Raw genomic sequence first — 16715 nt, 5'->3', positions numbered from 1 at the left:
TAGGAGGCTTCGCGGCCCCGGAGTGTGGCCAACGACGCAGTGCCGCTGAGCAGCGCCGCGGATACGCTACGAATCGGTAGCCACACCCCTGAGCGTATCGCCACCCGTACGAGCACCAGTCCAGGACGAGCAGGAGCCGCATCCCGATGTCCGAGCCGGAAGCACACATCCAGACCACAGCGGGCAAGCTGGCGGATCTTCAGCGACGTATCGAAGAGGCCACGCACGCCGGTTCGGCGCGCGCCGTGGAAAAGCAGCACGCCAAGGGCAAGTTGACCGCCCGTGAGCGGATCGATCTGCTGCTGGACGAAGGGTCCTTCGTCGAGCTGGACGAGTTCGCGCGGCACCGTTCCACCGATTTCGGCATGGCCGAGAACCGTCCCTACGGCGACGGCGTGGTCACCGGCTACGGCACCGTCGACGGCCGCCCCGTCGCGGTGTTCAGCCAGGACTTCACCGTCTTCGGCGGGGCGCTGGGCGGCGTCTTCGGCGAGAAGATCGTCAAGGTGATGGACTTCGCGCTGAAGAACGGCTGCCCGGTCATCGGCATCAACGACTCCGGCGGCGCCCGCATCCAGGAAGGCGTCGTCTCCCTGGGCGCCTACGGCGAGATCTTCCGCCGCAACACCCACGCCTCCGGCGTCATCCCGCAGATCTCCCTGATCGTCGGCCCCTGCGCCGGCGGCGCGGTCTACTCCCCGGCCATCACCGACTTCACCGTGATGGTCGACCAGACCTCGCACATGTTCATCACCGGGCCCGACGTCATCAAGACCGTCACCGGCGAGGACGTGGGCTTCGAGGAGCTGGGCGGCGCCCGCACCCACAACGCCACCTCCGGCGTGGCCCACCACATGGCGGGCGACGAGAAGGACGCGGTGGAGTACATCAAGGCACTGCTGTCCTACCTGCCCTCCAACAACCTCTCCGAGCCGCCGTCCTTCCCCGAGGAGGCGGACCTGGAGACCTCCGACGCCGACCGCGAGCTGGACACGCTCATCCCGGACTCGGCCAACCAGCCCTACGACATGCTCTCCGTCATCGAGCACGTGCTGGACGACCAGGACTTCCTGGAGGTCCAGGCGCTGTACGCGCCGAACATGGTCACCGGCTACGGCCGGGTGGAGGGCCACTCGGTGGGCATCGTCGCCAACCAGCCCATGCAGTTCGCCGGCACCCTGGACATCAAGGCCTCCGAGAAGGCCGCGCGGTTCGTGCGCACCTGCGACGCCTACAACATCCCCGTGCTCACCTTCGTGGACGTGCCCGGCTTCCTGCCCGGCACCGACCAGGAGTGGGACGGCATCATCCGGCGCGGCGCCAAGCTGATCTACGCCTACGCCGAGGCCACCGTCCCGCTGATCACGGTCATCACCCGCAAGGCCTTCGGCGGCGCGTACGACGTCATGGGCTCCAAGCACCTGGGCGCCGACCTCAACCTCGCCTGGCCCACCGCCCAGATCGCGGTCATGGGCGCGCAGGGCGCGGTCAACATCCTGCACCGCCGCACCCTCGCCGCCATCGAGGACCCGGCCGCGCAGGAGGCCCGCCGCCAGGAGCTGATCGCCGAGTACGAGGACGCCCTGCTCAACCCCTACGCGGCGGCCGAGCGCGGCTACGTCGACGCGGTGATCATGCCGTCCGAGACCCGTCGGCACATCGTCCGCGGCCTGCGCACGCTGCGCAACAAGCGCGAGCAGCTGCCCCCGAAGAAGCACGGCAACATCCCGCTGTAGGACGCGCACGTCGACGGATCAGAGGAGGCTGACGGTGATCAAGGTCGTACGGGGCAACCCGACACCCGAGGAACTGGCCGCCGCGGTCGCGGTGGTGCAGGCCCGCGCGGCGGCCGCCGCTGCCGCCGAGCCCGGCGGCCCGGCACAGGGCGAGGAGTGGTCCGACCCGGCGTCCCTCGTACCGCGGCGGATTCCGCACCCGGGCCCGCGCGCCTGGCGGAGCAGCTTCTGGCCGCGCTAGGGAAACGGCCGGTACACCTCTTGTGGCCGCCGGGTGGACGCCCGGCGGCCAGGGTTCACCGTGGCGCCTGAGTACGCGTACTCAGGCGCCACGGCCGCTTCCGTCGCAGTCTGGGAAGCATGCTCTGGTCCGACCCGTCCGACGATCCCTCCGAGGAGCTGCGCAAAGCAGAAGCCATGCTCCGTCGGGCCGGCATCGTACTGGCGGTCGCCGCCGTCCTGTTACTGCTGCTGCTCGGTCTGTCCGGCTGAGCCCGCCGCCTCGCGCGCCGGCTCGACCGTGCCGCTGACCTCGCCGAACCCGATCCGGACCCCGTCCGGGCCGGGCGCTGTGGCGCGCAGCGTGACCGTGTCGCCGTCACTGAGGTAGGCGCGGGTGGAGCCGTCGGCGAGCTTGACCGGTTCGGTGCCGTTCCAGCCCAGCTCCAGGAACGACCCCCGCTCGTCAGCGGCCGGTCCCGAGACCGTGCCGGAGGCGTAGAAGTCGCCGGTACGCAGGCTCGCGCCGTTGACCGTCATATGGGCGAGCATCTGCGCCGCCGTCCAGTACATGGTGCGGAACGGCGGCCGGGAGAGCACCGTGCCGTTGCACTCCACCTCCATCGCCAGGTCCAGCCCCCACGGCTCGTCCTCGCGCAGGTACGGCAGCGGTTCGGGGTCCTGCGCCGGCGGCGCGACCCGCGCCTCCGCCAGCGCGTCCAGCGGCACCACCCACGGCGAGACCGAGGTGGCGAAGGACTTGCCGAGGAACGGGCCGAGCGGCACGTACTCCCACGCCTGGATGTCCCGCGCGCTCCAGTCGTTGACCAGCACCGCGCCGAAGACATGGTCGGCGAAGTCCGCCGTGGACACCGGGCGCCCCAGCTCCGACGGGCTCCCCACCACGAAGCCCACCTCGGCCTCGATGTCCAGCCGTACGGACGGGCCGAAGCCGGGCGCCTCGGCGTCCGGAGCCTTGCGCTGCCCGCACGGCCGCACGACCGGCGTGCCGGAGACCACGACGGTGCCGGCCCGCCCGTGGTAACCGACCGGCAGGTGCTTCCAGTTCGGCATCAGCGGCGGCTGGTTCGGGCGGAACACCCGGCCCAGGTTGGACGCGTGGTGCTCGGAGGCGTAGAAGTCGACGTAGTCGGCGACCTCGAACGGCAGGTGCAGGGTCACCGTGTCCCGCGGGGTCAGGTGCGGCTCGACGGCCGCGCGGTGCCCCTCGTCGGTCAGCAGCTCGGTCAGCCGCGCCCGCACCGCCCGCCACGCCTCCCGGCCGCGCGCCATGAACGGATTCAGCGTCGGCGCCGCGAAGTCCGCCGCGTACGGCAGCCCGGCGGCCTCGCCCAGCCGCGACAGGTCCAGGACGTACGCGCCGATCGCCACGCCCGCGCGCGGCGGCACACCGGGCTCGCCCGCGCGGGAGAAGATCCCGTACGGCAGGTTCTGCACGGGGAAGTCGGAGTGCTCCGGTACGGGCACCCAGGATCGGGTCGTCATACGTCCAGCTCCCTGTCGGTGGAGGGCTTCGCGGTCTGCGCAGTCGTCGCAGTCCTCGGATGCGGACGGGAGCCGGTCAGCCCCAGCGCCCGCAGGTCTGCCAGCGGCTCGCTGGTACTGCACGAGCCGTATCCGGTGAACACCGCGCGGGTGCGCGCGGCGAGCGCCGGGGTCACCGCGCGGGCCTCGGCGGCCAGCGCGACGGGATCGGTGGAGCGCAGTACCGCCTCGACGCCGTCGGCCGTCGCCCCGTCCGCCGCCCGGCACACCGCGAGCAGCAGGTTCAGGAACCCGTGGTGGGTGAAGCCGGTGGCCGCGTCGCGGTACCGCACGGCGTGGTGCAGCCCGGCGGTCGCCTTGAACGGCAGCCCGCGGCGCACGCACGCGCAGACGAACGCCGCCAGCCGCTCCACCGGTGGGAACAGCTCGGCGCTCACGCCGCCGCAGCGCACCTTCGCGGCGAGCCCGGCCGTCAGCAGCTCGTCCAGGACGGCCTCCCAGCCGTCGGTGAGCGCCACCTCGACGTGCTGCGGGAAGCCCGGCGGCGGGCCGTACGGCAGGTTCTTCAGCGCGTCGGCGGCCTGCCGGACGGCGGTCACCGGGTCGGGCCCCGCCGGCACCGTGCCCTCCAGGGCGACCAGCCGCAGCCGGCCGTCGGCGGTGATCCGGCGGTGCGCCTCGACCAGCGTGCCCCACTCCAGCGGGCTGATCAGCCCCAGCCGGAAGCGGTCCCCCTCGCCCAGCGCCGCCGACAGCTCCGGCAGCCGCCCGGCGGGGCAGAGGAAGCGGTGGCTGAGCACCGGATCGCCGGCCGCGGCGTCGGCCCGGTGCCGCGCGACGGCCGCATCCATCGCCAGCTGCTCGGGCGGGAAGAGCCCGGCATCGTCCACGAGCCGTCCGTACAACGCGGATGTGGTCATCGCTCACGCCTCCTGAGGTCCGTGGCCGCCTGCCCACGTCCAGGCATACCCGCACCCGCCGGTGCGCAGCGGGCCGGAGCCGTGCGGGGCGGCAACTCCTCGTCGTACAGGCCACCATGGGGGCGGCGGTGCCGGATGCGCGTCCGACTATCGGACAGAGATCGTTGATATGCGAACGCGCCACTGCACTGTGGCCGCAGGCCGAACGACTGTCAATAGCCCGCCCGCCTACCATGAGCCGCATGACCGAACAGCGCCGCCGCCTCGTGCTCGCCTCCCAGTCCCCCGCCCGCCTCGGCCTGCTGCGCCAGGCCGGCCTGGCCCCCGACGTCGTCGTCAGCGGCGTGGACGAGGACGCGATCACCGCCGACACCCCGGGCGAGCTGGCCCGCGTACTGGCCGAGGCCAAGGCCGACGCCGTGGCGCGGCGCACCGAGGCCGCCGGCGCGCTGGTCATCGGCTGCGACTCGGTACTGGACCTGGACGGGCGGGCGCTGGGCAAGCCGGCCGACGCGGAGGACGCCACCGCCCGCTGGAAGTCGATGCGCGGCCGGTCCGGCGTGCTGCGGACCGGGCACTGCGTCATCGACACCGGGAGCGGCCGCCGGGTCTCGGCCACCGCCTCCACCACCGTCCGCTTCGGCGAACCGTCGGACGCGGAGATCGCCGCCTACGTGGCGAGCGGCGAACCGCTGTCCGTGGCGGGCGCGTTCACCCTCGACGGCCGCTCGGCGCCCTTCATCGACGGCATCGACGGCGACCCGGGCAACGTCATCGGCCTGTCCCTGCCGCTCCTCCGCCGCCTTCTGGCCGACGTGGACGTGCGGATCACCGACCTCTGGGCGCGGTGACTCCGGGGCTACGCCGCCGGGGACGGCTCGGCGCCCGGCGTGCCCGGCTCGGCCGGCTCCGGGGCTTCCGCGGCCGGCGCGTATGCCAGCAGGGTGAAGATGAGCAGGCCGAGGACGACCATCGCGCCGACGAAGGCGGCCCAGCCGACCAGCCCGACGGTGAACGCGCCGACCACGCCGTGGATCACCGCGCAGCTGATGAGGACGGTGCGGGCGAAGCCACCGGGCGCGCGGTCCCGGACCGCGCAGCGCAGCGCGAAGAAGGCGCAGAGCAGCAGGTACAGGCCGATGACGATGCCGCCGATCCAGGCCCCGGCCGACATGGCATCGGCCTTCAGGCCCGCCAGCGACATCTGCTGCCGGTCGACGAAGACGCTGAGGATCCAGTTGAGCAGCGCGATCCCGGCCGCTTCGAGGACGAGGACCACGGCCGTCACCACCGCCACGGGTCTGCGTGCCGCCACCCTGCCCACCCACTTCCGCTGTGTCCGGCGCGTTCGCGTCCGCCCTGCCCGGCGCGTTCGCGCTCCTGTTACCGCGAGTACAGAAGACGGGTGCACGCTACTGCTGGGTAATAGCCAGGACAAGGGGCGTGCGACAGACGGCTTTCCCGTACGTCACACCCGACACCCACCCGGCAAAGTTTCGCTCCGCCATTAGTGGGATCCCAACAAAGAAACGGTGTCGATCGGGGATCGAGTGAGGCGAGACGTTGCCCACACCGATCCTCGATCGTGCGACCGAACTCCCGGGCATACCCTGGGAATGGAGGGGACTTCGGCGTGCGGCCGGCGTCGGAAGGTGACGCCTTGTGGGCAAGCTCACCCGCTGGGGCGACTCGGCACGTGGTGTCGTCAGTCCCTAAACTCAGCTTGTTTCGAGGAGGGAGCCATCGTGCGCAAGGTGCTCATCGCCAACCGTGGCGAAATCGCTGTCCGCGTTGCCCGTGCATGCCGGGACGCCGGGATCGGAAGCGTAGCGGTCTACGCCGAGCCGGACCGGGATGCCCTGCACGTCCGTGCGGCGGATGAGGCATACGCCCTGGGCGGTGACACTCCTGCCACCAGCTACCTGGACATCGCCAAGGTCCTGGCCGCCGCCGCCGATTCCGGCGCGGACGCCATCCACCCCGGCTACGGCTTCCTCTCCGAGAACGCCGAATTCGCCCAGGCCGTGCTGGACGCCGGACTGATCTGGATCGGCCCCCCGCCGCACGCCATCCGCGACCTGGGCGACAAGGTCGCCGCCCGCCACATCGCCCAGCGCGCCGGCGCCCCCCTGGTCGCCGGCACCAAGGACCCCGTCTCCGGCTCGGACGAGGTCGTCGCCTTCGCCGAGGAAAACGGCCTGCCCATCGCCATCAAGGCCGCCTTCGGCGGCGGCGGCCGCGGCCTGAAGGTCGCCCGCACCCTGGAAGAGGTCCCCGAGCTGTACGACTCCGCGGTGCGCGAGGCGGTCGCCGCCTTCGGCCGCGGCGAGTGCTTCGTCGAGCGCTACCTGGACCGCCCGCGGCACGTGGAGACCCAGTGCCTGGCCGACAAGCACGGCAACGTCGTCGTCGTCTCCACCCGCGACTGCTCCCTGCAACGCCGCCACCAAAAGCTGGTCGAAGAGGCCCCGGCGCCGTTCCTGACCGCCGAGCAGAACGCCGAGCTCTACCGCGCCTCCAAGGCCATCCTGAAGGAAGCCGGCTACGAGGGCGCCGGGACGTGCGAGTTCCTGGTCGGCCAGGACGGCACCATCTCCTTCCTGGAGGTCAACACCCGCCTGCAGGTCGAGCACCCGGTCACCGAGGAGGTCACCGGCCTGGACCTGGTCCGGGAGATGTTCCGCATCGCCGACGGCGAGGAGCTCGGCTACGACGACCCGCCGGTGCGCGGCCACTCCTTCGAGTTCCGCATCAACGGCGAGGACCCGGGCCGCAACTTCCTGCCAGCCCCCGGCACCGTCACGAAGTTCGAGGCCCCCGCCGGCCCGGGCGTGCGCCTGGACGCCGGCGTCGAGTCCGGCTCCGTCATCGGCCCGGCCTGGGACTCCCTGCTCGCCAAGCTCATCGTCACCGGCGCCACCCGCCGGCAGGCCCTGCAGCGCGCCGCCCGCGCCCTGGCGGAGTTCACCGTCGAGGGCATGGCCACCGCCATCCCCTTCCACCGCACCGTGGTCAAGGACCCGGCCTTCGCGCCGGAGCTGACCGGCTCCACCGACCCGTTCCAGGTCCACACCCGCTGGATCGAGACCGAGTTCGTCAACGACATCAAGCCCTTCGCCGCGCCGGGCGCGGACGAGGCCGAGGACGAGGCCGGCCGCGAGACCGTCGTCGTCGAGGTCGGCGGCAAGCGCCTGGAGGTCTCCCTGCCCTCCTCCCTCGGCATGTCGCTGGCCCGCACCGGCCTGGCCGCGGGCGCCAAGCCCAAGCGCAAGGCCGCCAAGAAGTCCGGCTCCGCCGCCTCCGGCGACAGCCTGGCCTCCCCCATGCAGGGCACCATCGTCAAGATCGCGGTGGAGGAGGGCCAGGAGGTCAAGGAAGGCGACCTCGTCGTCGTCCTGGAGGCCATGAAGATGGAACAGCCGCTGAACGCGCACCGCTCCGGCACCGTCAAGGGCCTGACCGCCGAGGTCGGCGCCTCCCTCACCGCCGGCGCCGTCATCTGCGAAATCAAGGACTGATCCGGAGGAGCGGGAGAGCGACCACGGCGTCGCCCGTACGCAGCTGACCGAGGGGCGCCCGGCCGACCGAGCCGGGCGCCCCTCGGTCGTACGGGCTTCGGCCGCGGACCGGGCCGGCCGTTCGGCCACCCGATACCGTTGAGGCGAGTCCTGCCTACGGAAGGGCAGGTACAGGAAGGACGGCGATGGCCACCGAGACGGCGCACAACGATTCCGCACGCCCCATGCGGGCCGACGCGCGCCGGAACTACGAGCGGCTGCTGGCGGAGGCCCGGACGGCCTTCACCGAGCGCGGCACGGACACCTCGCTGGAGGACATCGCGCGCCGCGCCGGTGTCGGCATCGGCACGCTCTACCGCCACTTCCCGGACCGGACCGCGCTGATGGGCGCCGTCTTCCAGTGCGAGGTGGAGGCCCTGCTGGCCCGCGCACGGGAGCTGGGCGACGCGCCGCAGCCCTGTGCCGCGCTGGTGGAGTGGCTGCGCGCGATCATCACGCACGCCAGCACCTACCGCGGGCTGTCGCGCGCGCTGATGGCGGCGCCGGCCGACGAGAGCTCCGGGCTGGCCAGATGCAGCCGGCCGATGCGCGAGGCGGGCGGCGTACTGCTCACCCGGGCCCAGCAGTCCGGTGCCGTACGTCCCGATGTGGACATCCGGGACCTGATGCAGCTGACCAACGGCATCGCGCTGGCCGCGGAGGAGTCGCCGGACGACCCGGAACTGGCCGACCGGCTGCTGACACTCACCCTGACCGGCCTGAAGGCCGGCCGGTGAGCGACATCGTCGTACGGAAGCACGTGCCGAGCGGCTGAGACCCCGCGGTTCTCAGCGCTCAGCGACGTCGTGGCGCCAGGTCGGCGACCCGGCCCGACTGCGGATCGGGGGCGAGCGCGGCCGAGCGCAGCTGCGGCCCGGCGCCGGTGGGGGAATGGCTGCGCCGTTGTCCCGGCAGTGGTACCTCCCTTCTCGGACCCCGGCGGTCCGCCGCCGGGGTACCTTCCGCACTCCCCTGGCCCTGGGCGGCCGCCGCCGCGGCCCCGCCGGCGACCGTGATCTGCACGCCCTGATCGGCCAGGGCCTGCAGTTCGGTCGCGGCACGGTCGTCGTGGCCGGGCGGTTCGTCCGTCACCAGGCGTGTGATGACGTCGGTCGGCACCGTCTGGAACATGGTGTCCGTACCGAGTTTGGTGTGGTCGGCGAGGACCACCACCTCCGCCGCCGCCTGCACCAGCGCCCGGTCGACGCTGGCGGAGAGCATGTTGGAGGTGGAGAGTCCGCGCTCGGCGGTCAGACCGCTGCCCGACAGGAAGGCACGGGACACCCGCAGCCCCTGGAGGGACTGCTCGGCACCGCTGCCGACCAGCGCGTAGTTGGAGCCCCGGAGCGTGCCGCCGGTCATGACGACCTCGACGCGGTTGGCGTGCGCCAGGGCCTGGGCGACCAACAGGGAGTTGGTCACGACGGTCAGACCCGGGACCCGGGCGAGCCGGCGGGCCAGCTCCTGTGTGGTCGTCCCCGCGCCGACGACGATGGCCTCGCCCTCTTCGACGAAGCTCGCGGCGAGATCGGCGATGGCCGTCTTCTCCGCGGTTGCTAGATGGGATTTCTGCGGGAAGCCGGATTCGCGGGTGAAGCCACCCGGCAGCACCGCACCGCCGTGCCGGCGGTCGAGCAGTCCTTCCGCCTCCAGTGCCCGCACGTCCCGCCGTACGGTCACTTCTGAGGTCTGGACGACACGGGCGAGCTCACGGAGCGAAACCGCTCCGTTCGCTCGCACCATTTCAAGGATCAATTGGCGACGTTCTGCAGCGAACACGAAACTGACAGTAACGCCAACGACCGTCTGTTTTCAGCAGGTTGCACCAATTATCGGAAGTTGTTCGTCTGCGACACCCGCGAGTGATATAGGGCGGTCGTTCGTGCGAACCCGCCCCCGGCGTGCCGCCGGGCTCACTCCCCGGCGGACTTGCGGGTGTGCAGCTGCCGCGCGACCTCGGCTATCGAGCCGGAGAGCGAGGGGTAGACGGTGAAGGCGCTGGCGATCTGCTCCACCGTCAGGTTGTTGTCCACCGCGATCGATATCGGATGAATGAGTTCGCTCGCGCGCGGTGATACGACCACACCGCCCACGACGATGCCTGTGCCGGGGCGGCAGAACAGCTTGACGAAGCCGTCGCGGATGCCCTGCATCTTCGCACGCGGGTTGCGCAGCAGGGGCAGTTTCACGACGCGGGCGTCAATCCTGCCGTTGTCGACGTCGGCCTGGCTGTAACCGACAGTGGCGATCTCCGGGTCGGTGAAGACGTTCGCGGAGACGGTCTTCAGGTTCAGCGGGGCCACCGCGTCGCCGAGGAAGTGGTACATCGCGATCCGGCCCTGCATGGCCGCGACCGAGGCGAGCGCGAAGACGCCGGTGCAGTCGCCGGCCGCGTACACGCCGGGGGCCGAGGTGCGGGAGACCTTGTCGGTCCAGATGTGGCCGGAGTCCTTGAGCTTCACGCCGGCCTCTTCCAGGCCGACGCCCTCGGTGTTCGGGATCGAGCCGACGGCCATCAGGCAGTGCGTGCCGGTGATCGTACGGCCGTCCGAGAGGGTCACCTCGACACGGTCGCCGACACGCTTGGCGGAGGCGGCGCGGGAGCGGGACATCACGTTCATGCCGCGGCGGCGGAAGACGTCCTCCAGGACGGCGGCGGCGTCCGGGTCCTCGCCCGGGAGCACGCGGTCACGGGAGGAGACGAGGGTGACGCGGGAGCCGAGGGCCTGGTAGGCGCCGGCGAACTCGGCGCCGGTGACGCCGGAGCCGACCACGATGAGCTCCTCGGGGAGCTCGTCCAGGTCGTAGACCTGCGTCCAGTTCAGGATGCGCTCGCCGTCGGGCTGCGCGTCGGGGATCTCGCGGGGGTGCGCGCCGGTGGCGACCAGTACGGCGTCGGCGGTCAGCGTCTCCTCGCTGCCGTCGGCGGCGGTGACGGTGACCTGGCGTGAGCCGTCCACGGCCTGGCCCGGCTCCAGCCGGCCGCGGCCGCGCATGACCCGGCCGCCGGCGCGGGTGACGGAGGCGGTGATGTCGTGCGACTGGGCGAGCGCGAGGCGCTTCACACGCCGGTTGACCTTGCCGAGGTCGACGCCGACGACGCGCGCGGGGCGGTCGATGTGCGGGGTGTCGTCCTCGACGATGATGCCCAGTTCTTCGTACGACGAGTCGAAGGTGGTCATCACCTCGGCCGTCGCGATGAGAGTCTTCGAGGGCACACAGTCGGTGAGCACCGATGCGCCGCCGAGGCCGTCGCAGTCGACGACGGTCACCTCCGCACCGAGCTGGGCGCCCACCAGCGCCGCCTCGTAGCCGCCAGGTCCGCCACCGATGATCACGATCCGGGTCAAGGGATTACGCCTCGCGCTCTCGTATTCCGGCCCAACCGGCGCGGTTCCGGCCGGGGGTCCGGGGGTCACCCCCCGGGAGATGCAGTACGTACTCATTGTCCCGCACGTGCCTCCCGCGTTCAGCGCGGGGGCCGCCGTACGGACCCGCCGTCCGCGGGAGCGCAGGCCGGGCGCGGTGGCCCCGGTGGATCCACGGGACCCGGCCCGCCCTCCCGTACCCTCTGATCCATGTCGCTCTACGCCGCCTACGCCGGCAACCTCGACGCGCGGCTGATGTCCCGCCGCGCCCCCCACTCACCGCTGCGCGGCACCGGCTGGCTGAACGGCTGGCGGCTCACGTTCGGCGGGGAGCAGATGGGCTGGGAGGGGGCGCTCGCCACGCTGGTGGAGGCACCGCGTTCCCAGGTCTTCGTCGCGCTGTACGACATCGCTCCGATGGACGAGGAGTCGATGGACCGCTGGGAGGGCGTCGGCATGGACATATACCGCCGGATGCGGGTCAGGGTGCACACGCTGGACGGCGACGAGGCGGCCTGGCTGTACGTCCTGAACGGCTACGAGGGCGGGCTGCCCTCCGCCCGGTACCTCGGTGAGATCGCGGACGCGGCCGAGTCGGCGGGCGCCCCGCACGACTATGTGATGGAGCTGCGGAAACGGCCCTGCTGAGGGCGCGCGGGGCCCGGCGGCGCGGGCTCGCCGCCGCCGGTTCGTAGGAAAGAACCAAACGCACCGCCGCACGTCCGTGATGAGACACATCTACGCGCGTAGGCGATTACCGGCTACCCTCGTCCGCGTGAACGCATCTGTTACCCCGGACCTGGCGAGCGACCCGCGTACCGCCGCCACCGACGCCGCCGACCGCCTGCGCGAGCTGACCGGCGCCGAGACCCACGACGTTGCCCTGGTCATGGGCTCCGGCTGGGCTCCGGCCGCCGAGGCGCTGGGCGAGCCCGAGCACGAATTCCTCGTCACCGAGCTGCCCGGCTTCCCGCCGCCGGCAGTGGAGGGGCACGGCGGCAAGGTCCGCTCGTACCTCATCGGCGACAAGCGCGCGCTGGTCTTCCTCGGCCGGACGCATTACTACGAGGGCCGCGGAGTGGCGGCCGTCGCCCACGGCGTCCGTACCGCCGTGGCCGCCGGCTGCAAGACGGTCGTGCTCACCAACGGGTGCGGCGGTCTGCGCGAGGGCATGCGTCCCGGCCAGCCGGTCCTCATCAGCGACCACCTGAACCTCACCGCCACCTCCCCCATCGTCGGCGCGAACTTCGTCGACCTGACCGACCTGTACTCGCCGCGGCTGCGCGCGCTGTGCAAGGAGGTCGACCCGACCCTGGAGGAGGGCGTCTACGCCCAGTTCCCCGGGCCGCACTACGAGACCCCCGCCGAGATCCGGATGATCCGTACGCTCGGCGCCGACCTGGTCGGCATGTCCACCGTCCTGGAGGCCATCGCCGCACGTGAGGCGGGTGCCGAGGTGCTGGGCCTGTCGCTGGTGACCAACCTCGCTGCGGGCATGACCGGCGAGCCGCTCAACCACGAAGAGGTGCTCCAGGCCGGCCGCGACTCCGCGACCCGCATGGGCAGCCTGCTCGGCCAGGTGCTCAGCAAGATCTGACGCGGCCCGGTACGGAACCGGCCGGTGGCCGGTTCCCGCCGTCCGGGCCGGACGCGGGGTAGGGGTCACGAGCCGGGGCGTACGCGGGAACCAGGGCGTACGCCGGTCCGTCCGTAGGGCACCGTGCGCGCGGCGCCACGTTCGCCGGACGCCGTGCGCGCCCGGCACGGACTCCCGTGCCCCGGCACCCGAGCCCGGTCCGTACCGCACGCGCACCGCACCCACAGGCACCCCTCACGCACCCCACAGGCAGGAGCATCACGTGGCAACCGTCCCCGCGGAGCTGACCGGCCGGGCGAAGGCCTGGCTGGCCGAGGACCCCGACCCCGAGACCCGCGAAGAGCTGGCGAAGCTCATCGAGACCGAGGACACCGACGAGCTGGCGGACCGGTTCGCCGGCACCCTCCAGTTCGGCACCGCTGGCCTCCGCGGCGAGCTGGGCGCGGGCCCGATGCGGATGAACCGCGCCGTCGTCATCCGGGCCGCCGCCGGTCTGGCCGCGTACCTCAAGGACCAGGGGCAGGGCGACGGCCTGGTCGTCATCGGCTACGACGCGCGCCACAAGAGCGCCGACTTCGCCCGGGACACCGCCGCCGTCATGACCGGCGCGGGCCTGAAGGCCGCGCTGCTGCCGCGTCCGCTGCCCACCCCCGTGCTCGCCTTCGCGATCCGGCACCTGGGCGCGGTGGCCGGCGTGGAGGTCACCGCCAGCCACAACCCGCCCCGCGACAACGGCTACAAGGTCTACCTCGGTGACGGCTCGCAGATCGTGCCGCCCGCCGACGGCGAGATCGCGTCCCGGATCGCCGCGGTCGGCGCGCTGGCCGGCGTGGCGCGCCCGGAGGGCGGCTGGGACGTGCTCGGCGAGGACGTCCTCGCGGCGTACCTGGACCGTACGCAGGCGGTGCTCACGGCCGGCTCGCCGCGGGACATCCGCGTCGTCTACACGCCGATGCACGGCGTCGGCCGCGAGGTGCTCGTCGGCGCGTTCGAGCGTGCCGGGTTCCCGGCGCCGGTGGTCGTGCCCGAGCAGGCCGAGCCGGACCCGGACTTCCCGACCGTCGCGTTCCCCAACCCCGAGGAGCCGGGCGCGATGGACCTGGCCTTCGCCGCGGCCCGTACGGCGGACCCCGACATCGTCATCGCCAACGACCCGGACGCGGACCGCTGCGCCGTGGCCGTACCGGACCCGGAGGCCGCCGCGGGCTGGCGGATGCTGCGCGGTGACGAGGTCGGCGCGCTGCTCGCCGCCCATGTGGTGGGCGCGGGCGCGCAGGGCACCGTCGCCACGACGATCGTCTCCTCCTCGCTGCTCTCCCGGATCGCGGCCGCCGCCGGCCTGCCGTACACCGAGACGCTGACCGGCTTCAAGTGGCTGGCCCGGGTGGACGGCCTGCGGTACGCCTACGAGGAGGCGCTGGGGTACGCGGTCGACCCGGCCGGGGTGCGGGACAAGGACGGCATCACCGCCGCGCTGCTGATCACCGAGCTGGCGGCCGTGCTCAAGCGGGACGGGCGCACGCTGACCGGCCTGCTGGACGACCTGGCGGTGGAGCACGGGCTGCACGCCACCGACCAGCTCTCCGTGCGGGTGGAGGACCTGTCGGTCATCTCCGACGCGATGCGCCGGCTGCGCGAGCAGCCGCCTGCCTCGCTCGGCGGGCTCGCGGTGACCTCGGCCGAGGACCTGTCCCGGGGCTCGGCGTCGCTGCCGCCGACGGACGGCCTGCGGTACACCCTGTCCGGGGCCGGCGAGGTCGCGGCGGGCCGGGTGGTCGTCCGGCCGAGCGGCACCGAGCCGAAGCTGAAGTGCTACCTGGAGGCCGTCGTGCCGGTCGCGTCCCGGGAGGCGCTCCCGGAGGCACGCCGTACGGCCGAAGCGGCGCTCGCCGCGGTGAAGTCCGACCTGTCGGCGGCGGCCGGGCTCTGACGCCCCCATGGGGCGGGCCCGGAGGCCCGCCCCTCAGGGTGCGGGGAACTGCGCGACCGGCCACGACGGCGCCGAGGTCGACCACTCCCCCGGGGCGCGGCCACTCGCGCTACAGCGCGAACAGCACGATCAGCGCCACCGCGCCCACCACGATCGGCACGATGATCTCGTACGCCCAGCGCACGGCAGGCGAACCGTCCGCGTCCTCGCGCCCCGCGTTGCGCTCCTGCAGCTCCCGCAGCTCGTCCAGCGACTGGTCGGCCGAGGCGCGCCGCACCTCCACCGGTTCGGCGCCGCGCGCGGCGGCCCCCGCGGCCTTCGCCGACATCCGGCTGGCGCGCTTGCGCTGGCGCAGCGAGACCGGGATCGACCACAGCTGGTACTTCTTGCCGGCCGCGAAGACCTCGCAGGAGAAGGACGCGCGCAGGTCCTCGACCGATGCCCAGGGCAGCGTGATGGTACGGAAGGGGTTCCGCACGGTCAGCCGCTCCGCGTTCGCGCGCACCACGGGCCGCAGGGTGTACGCGGTGATCAGTGGCACGCCGAGGAGCAGTCCGGACACCGCCAACAGGCGGGTGCGGGGGGTGCCGTTGACCAGCGCGTCGATGCCCAGCCAGGCGATGAGCGCGAGCAGCAGGACGCCGCCGACCAGGGCCGCGGGCGACCGGTAGGTGCGGTCCGCGTAGATCTGCGCGGGCCGGCTGGAGGAGTTGTCCGGGCTCGTCATACCGGCGATTGTGCCCGAGAGTCCGGCATCCGGACGTTGCGGTCCGGCATCGATGGCCGGCCGTCCGGTCCGGGGGCGCGGAATGCGCCCGGAATTCCCCGGTGCCACCTGGAGGGGTGACACACCGCTACGCGCGTAGATATGCTCCCCTCGTGACCATGCCCACCACTGTTCCCGCATACGGCAAGGAAGCCGCGGGCCGTCTGGCGTCGATGGCGGACGTGACCGCCGACGACCGGGCGCTGCGCCGTTTCCTGCACGGCCTCCCGGGCGTCGACGCCGTCGGGCTGCAAGCCCGCGCCGCCGCGCTCGGCACCCGCTCGATCAAGAACACGGCGAAGGCGTACGCCATCGACCTCGCCGTCTCGATGATCGACCTGACGACGCTCGAAGGAGCGGACACCCCGGGCAAGGTCCGGGCCCTGTGCGCCAAGGGCGTCAACCCCGACCCCACCGACCGCACCGTGCCGAAGGTCGCCGCGATCTGCGTCTACCCGGACATGGTGGCGACGGCCAAGGACGCGCTGGGCGCCTCCGGCGTCCATGTCGCCTCCGTGGCCACCGCTTTCCCCGCGGGCCGCGCCGCGCTGCCGGTGAAGCTCGCCGACACCCGGGACGCGGTCGCCGCCGGCGCCGACGAGATCGACATGGTGATCGACCGGGGCGCGTTCCTCTCCGGCCGGTACCTGGAGGTCTTCGAGGAGATCAAGGCCGTCAAGGAGGCCTGTGTCCGCGCGGACGGCAGCGCCGCGCACCTCAAGGTCATCTTCGAGACCGGCGAGCTGCAGACCTACGACAACGTGCGCCGGGTCTCCTGGCTCGCGATGCTCGCGGGCGCCGACTTCATCAAGACCTCCACCGGCAAGGTCGGCGTCAACGCCACTCCCCCGGTCACCCTGCTGATGCTGGAGGCCGTCCGCGACTTCCACGCACAGCTCGGGGTGCAGGTCGGCGTGAAGCCGGCCGGCGGCATCCGCACGACCAAGGACGCGATCAAGTACCTGGTCATGGTCAACGAGACCCTCGGCGAGCAGTGGCTGACCGCGGACTGGTTCCGGTTCGGCGCGTCCAGCCTCCTCAACGACCTGCTGATGCAGCGCCAGAAGCTCGGCAGCGGCCGGTACTCCGGCCCCGACTACGTGACGGTGGACTGAG

The 16715-nt window shown here is 72.5% G+C and carries 16 protein-coding genes; 10 read left to right on the top strand and 6 right to left on the bottom strand.

What is annotated here, in order from left to right; translation table 11 throughout:
* Nucleotides 1-146 precede the first annotated feature (146 nt).
* The 3 genes from ACZ6WH_RS24030 to mmpB all read left to right on the top strand — a co-directional run bounded on the left by ACZ6WH_RS24030 (nucleotide 147) and on the right by mmpB (nucleotide 2228).
* Complete coding sequence (locus ACZ6WH_RS24030) at nucleotides 147-1736, top strand: acyl-CoA carboxylase subunit beta (protein WP_469730440.1); 1590 nt, start codon at nucleotides 147-149, stop codon at nucleotides 1734-1736.
* A 34-nt stretch (nucleotides 1737-1770) separates the two neighbouring features.
* Nucleotides 1771-1977: an acyl-CoA carboxylase epsilon subunit gene (locus ACZ6WH_RS24025; protein WP_469730439.1), complete on the top strand. Its 207-nt coding sequence runs from the start codon at nucleotides 1771-1773 to the stop codon at nucleotides 1975-1977.
* A gap of 119 nt (nucleotides 1978-2096) precedes the next feature.
* The gene (gene mmpB, locus ACZ6WH_RS24020) at nucleotides 2097-2228 is read left to right on the top strand and encodes a morphogenic membrane protein MmpB (RefSeq protein ID WP_263301601.1); all 132 of its coding nucleotides are present in this window, start codon (nucleotides 2097-2099) and stop codon (nucleotides 2226-2228) included.
* On the opposite strand, the gene fahA is transcribed toward mmpB, so the two are convergent.
* Nucleotides 2199-3461, bottom strand: coding sequence for a fumarylacetoacetase (gene fahA / locus ACZ6WH_RS24015; RefSeq protein ID WP_469730437.1), 1263 nt, complete (start codon nucleotides 3459-3461; stop codon nucleotides 2199-2201). The genes mmpB and fahA overlap by 30 nt on opposite strands.
* On the bottom strand, nucleotides 3458-4381 hold the full coding sequence (locus ACZ6WH_RS24010; protein WP_469730435.1) for a hypothetical protein: 924 nt from the start codon (nucleotides 4379-4381) through the stop codon (nucleotides 3458-3460). Before ACZ6WH_RS24010 ends, fahA begins: the two co-directional genes overlap by 4 nt.
* Nucleotides 4382-4623: 242 nt before the next feature.
* Between ACZ6WH_RS24010 and ACZ6WH_RS24005 the strand changes: the two genes are divergently transcribed.
* On the top strand, nucleotides 4624-5232 hold the full coding sequence (locus ACZ6WH_RS24005) for a Maf family protein (protein ID WP_469730433.1): 609 nt from the start codon (nucleotides 4624-4626) through the stop codon (nucleotides 5230-5232).
* 8 nt (nucleotides 5233-5240) lie between these two features.
* On the opposite strand, the gene ACZ6WH_RS24000 is transcribed toward ACZ6WH_RS24005, so the two are convergent.
* On the bottom strand, nucleotides 5241-5696 hold the full coding sequence (locus ACZ6WH_RS24000) for a hypothetical protein (RefSeq protein ID WP_469730431.1): 456 nt from the start codon (nucleotides 5694-5696) through the stop codon (nucleotides 5241-5243).
* Between the two features lie 430 nt (nucleotides 5697-6126).
* Here ACZ6WH_RS24000 and ACZ6WH_RS23995 point away from each other — a divergent pair, with 430 nt between their 5' ends.
* The gene (locus ACZ6WH_RS23995; RefSeq protein ID WP_469730429.1) at nucleotides 6127-7899 is read left to right on the top strand and encodes an acetyl/propionyl/methylcrotonyl-CoA carboxylase subunit alpha; all 1773 of its coding nucleotides are present in this window, start codon (nucleotides 6127-6129) and stop codon (nucleotides 7897-7899) included.
* Between the two features lie 185 nt (nucleotides 7900-8084).
* Nucleotides 8085-8675, top strand: a complete 591-nt coding sequence (locus tag ACZ6WH_RS23990; protein ID WP_432858249.1) for a TetR/AcrR family transcriptional regulator — start codon at nucleotides 8085-8087, stop codon at nucleotides 8673-8675.
* A 58-nt stretch (nucleotides 8676-8733) separates the two neighbouring features.
* Here the strand turns inward: ACZ6WH_RS23990 and ACZ6WH_RS23985 are convergent, their stop codons facing one another.
* Together ACZ6WH_RS23985 and ACZ6WH_RS23980 are read right to left on the bottom strand one after the other, a co-directional pair.
* Nucleotides 8734-9717, bottom strand: coding sequence for a DeoR/GlpR family DNA-binding transcription regulator (locus tag ACZ6WH_RS23985; protein ID WP_361559861.1), 984 nt, complete (start codon nucleotides 9715-9717; stop codon nucleotides 8734-8736).
* A gap of 134 nt (nucleotides 9718-9851) precedes the next feature.
* Nucleotides 9852-11288: an NAD(P)H-quinone dehydrogenase gene (locus ACZ6WH_RS23980; RefSeq protein WP_432858246.1), complete on the bottom strand. Its 1437-nt coding sequence runs from the start codon at nucleotides 11286-11288 to the stop codon at nucleotides 9852-9854.
* 228 nt (nucleotides 11289-11516) lie between these two features.
* Here ACZ6WH_RS23980 and ACZ6WH_RS23975 point away from each other — a divergent pair, with 228 nt between their 5' ends.
* From ACZ6WH_RS23975 to ACZ6WH_RS23965, 3 genes are all read left to right on the top strand, one after another.
* Nucleotides 11517-11954 (top strand): gamma-glutamylcyclotransferase family protein, encoded by a 438-nt coding sequence (locus ACZ6WH_RS23975; protein WP_030254019.1) that lies wholly within the window; start codon nucleotides 11517-11519, stop codon nucleotides 11952-11954.
* A 127-nt stretch (nucleotides 11955-12081) separates the two neighbouring features.
* Nucleotides 12082-12903, top strand: coding sequence for a purine-nucleoside phosphorylase (locus ACZ6WH_RS23970; RefSeq protein WP_432858244.1), 822 nt, complete (start codon nucleotides 12082-12084; stop codon nucleotides 12901-12903).
* A 262-nt stretch (nucleotides 12904-13165) separates the two neighbouring features.
* A complete protein-coding gene (locus ACZ6WH_RS23965) occupies nucleotides 13166-14833 on the top strand; it encodes a phospho-sugar mutase (protein WP_469730425.1) in 1668 nt (555 codons plus the stop codon).
* 109 nt (nucleotides 14834-14942) lie between these two features.
* On the opposite strand, the gene ACZ6WH_RS23960 is transcribed toward ACZ6WH_RS23965, so the two are convergent.
* Complete coding sequence (locus ACZ6WH_RS23960; RefSeq protein WP_469730423.1) at nucleotides 14943-15560, bottom strand: PH domain-containing protein; 618 nt, start codon at nucleotides 15558-15560, stop codon at nucleotides 14943-14945.
* Nucleotides 15561-15718: 158 nt separating this feature from the next.
* On the opposite strand from ACZ6WH_RS23960, the gene deoC reads away from it, so the two are divergent.
* On the top strand, nucleotides 15719-16714 hold the full coding sequence (gene deoC / locus ACZ6WH_RS23955) for a deoxyribose-phosphate aldolase (protein ID WP_469730692.1): 996 nt from the start codon (nucleotides 15719-15721) through the stop codon (nucleotides 16712-16714).
* Nucleotide 16715 lies beyond the last annotated feature (1 nt).

It is taken from the genome of Streptomyces sp. NPDC050806 (assembly GCF_055586425.1).
The sequence above is the reverse complement of the archived record's forward strand: the minus strand, read 5'-3'. Positions and strand labels throughout refer to the sequence as shown.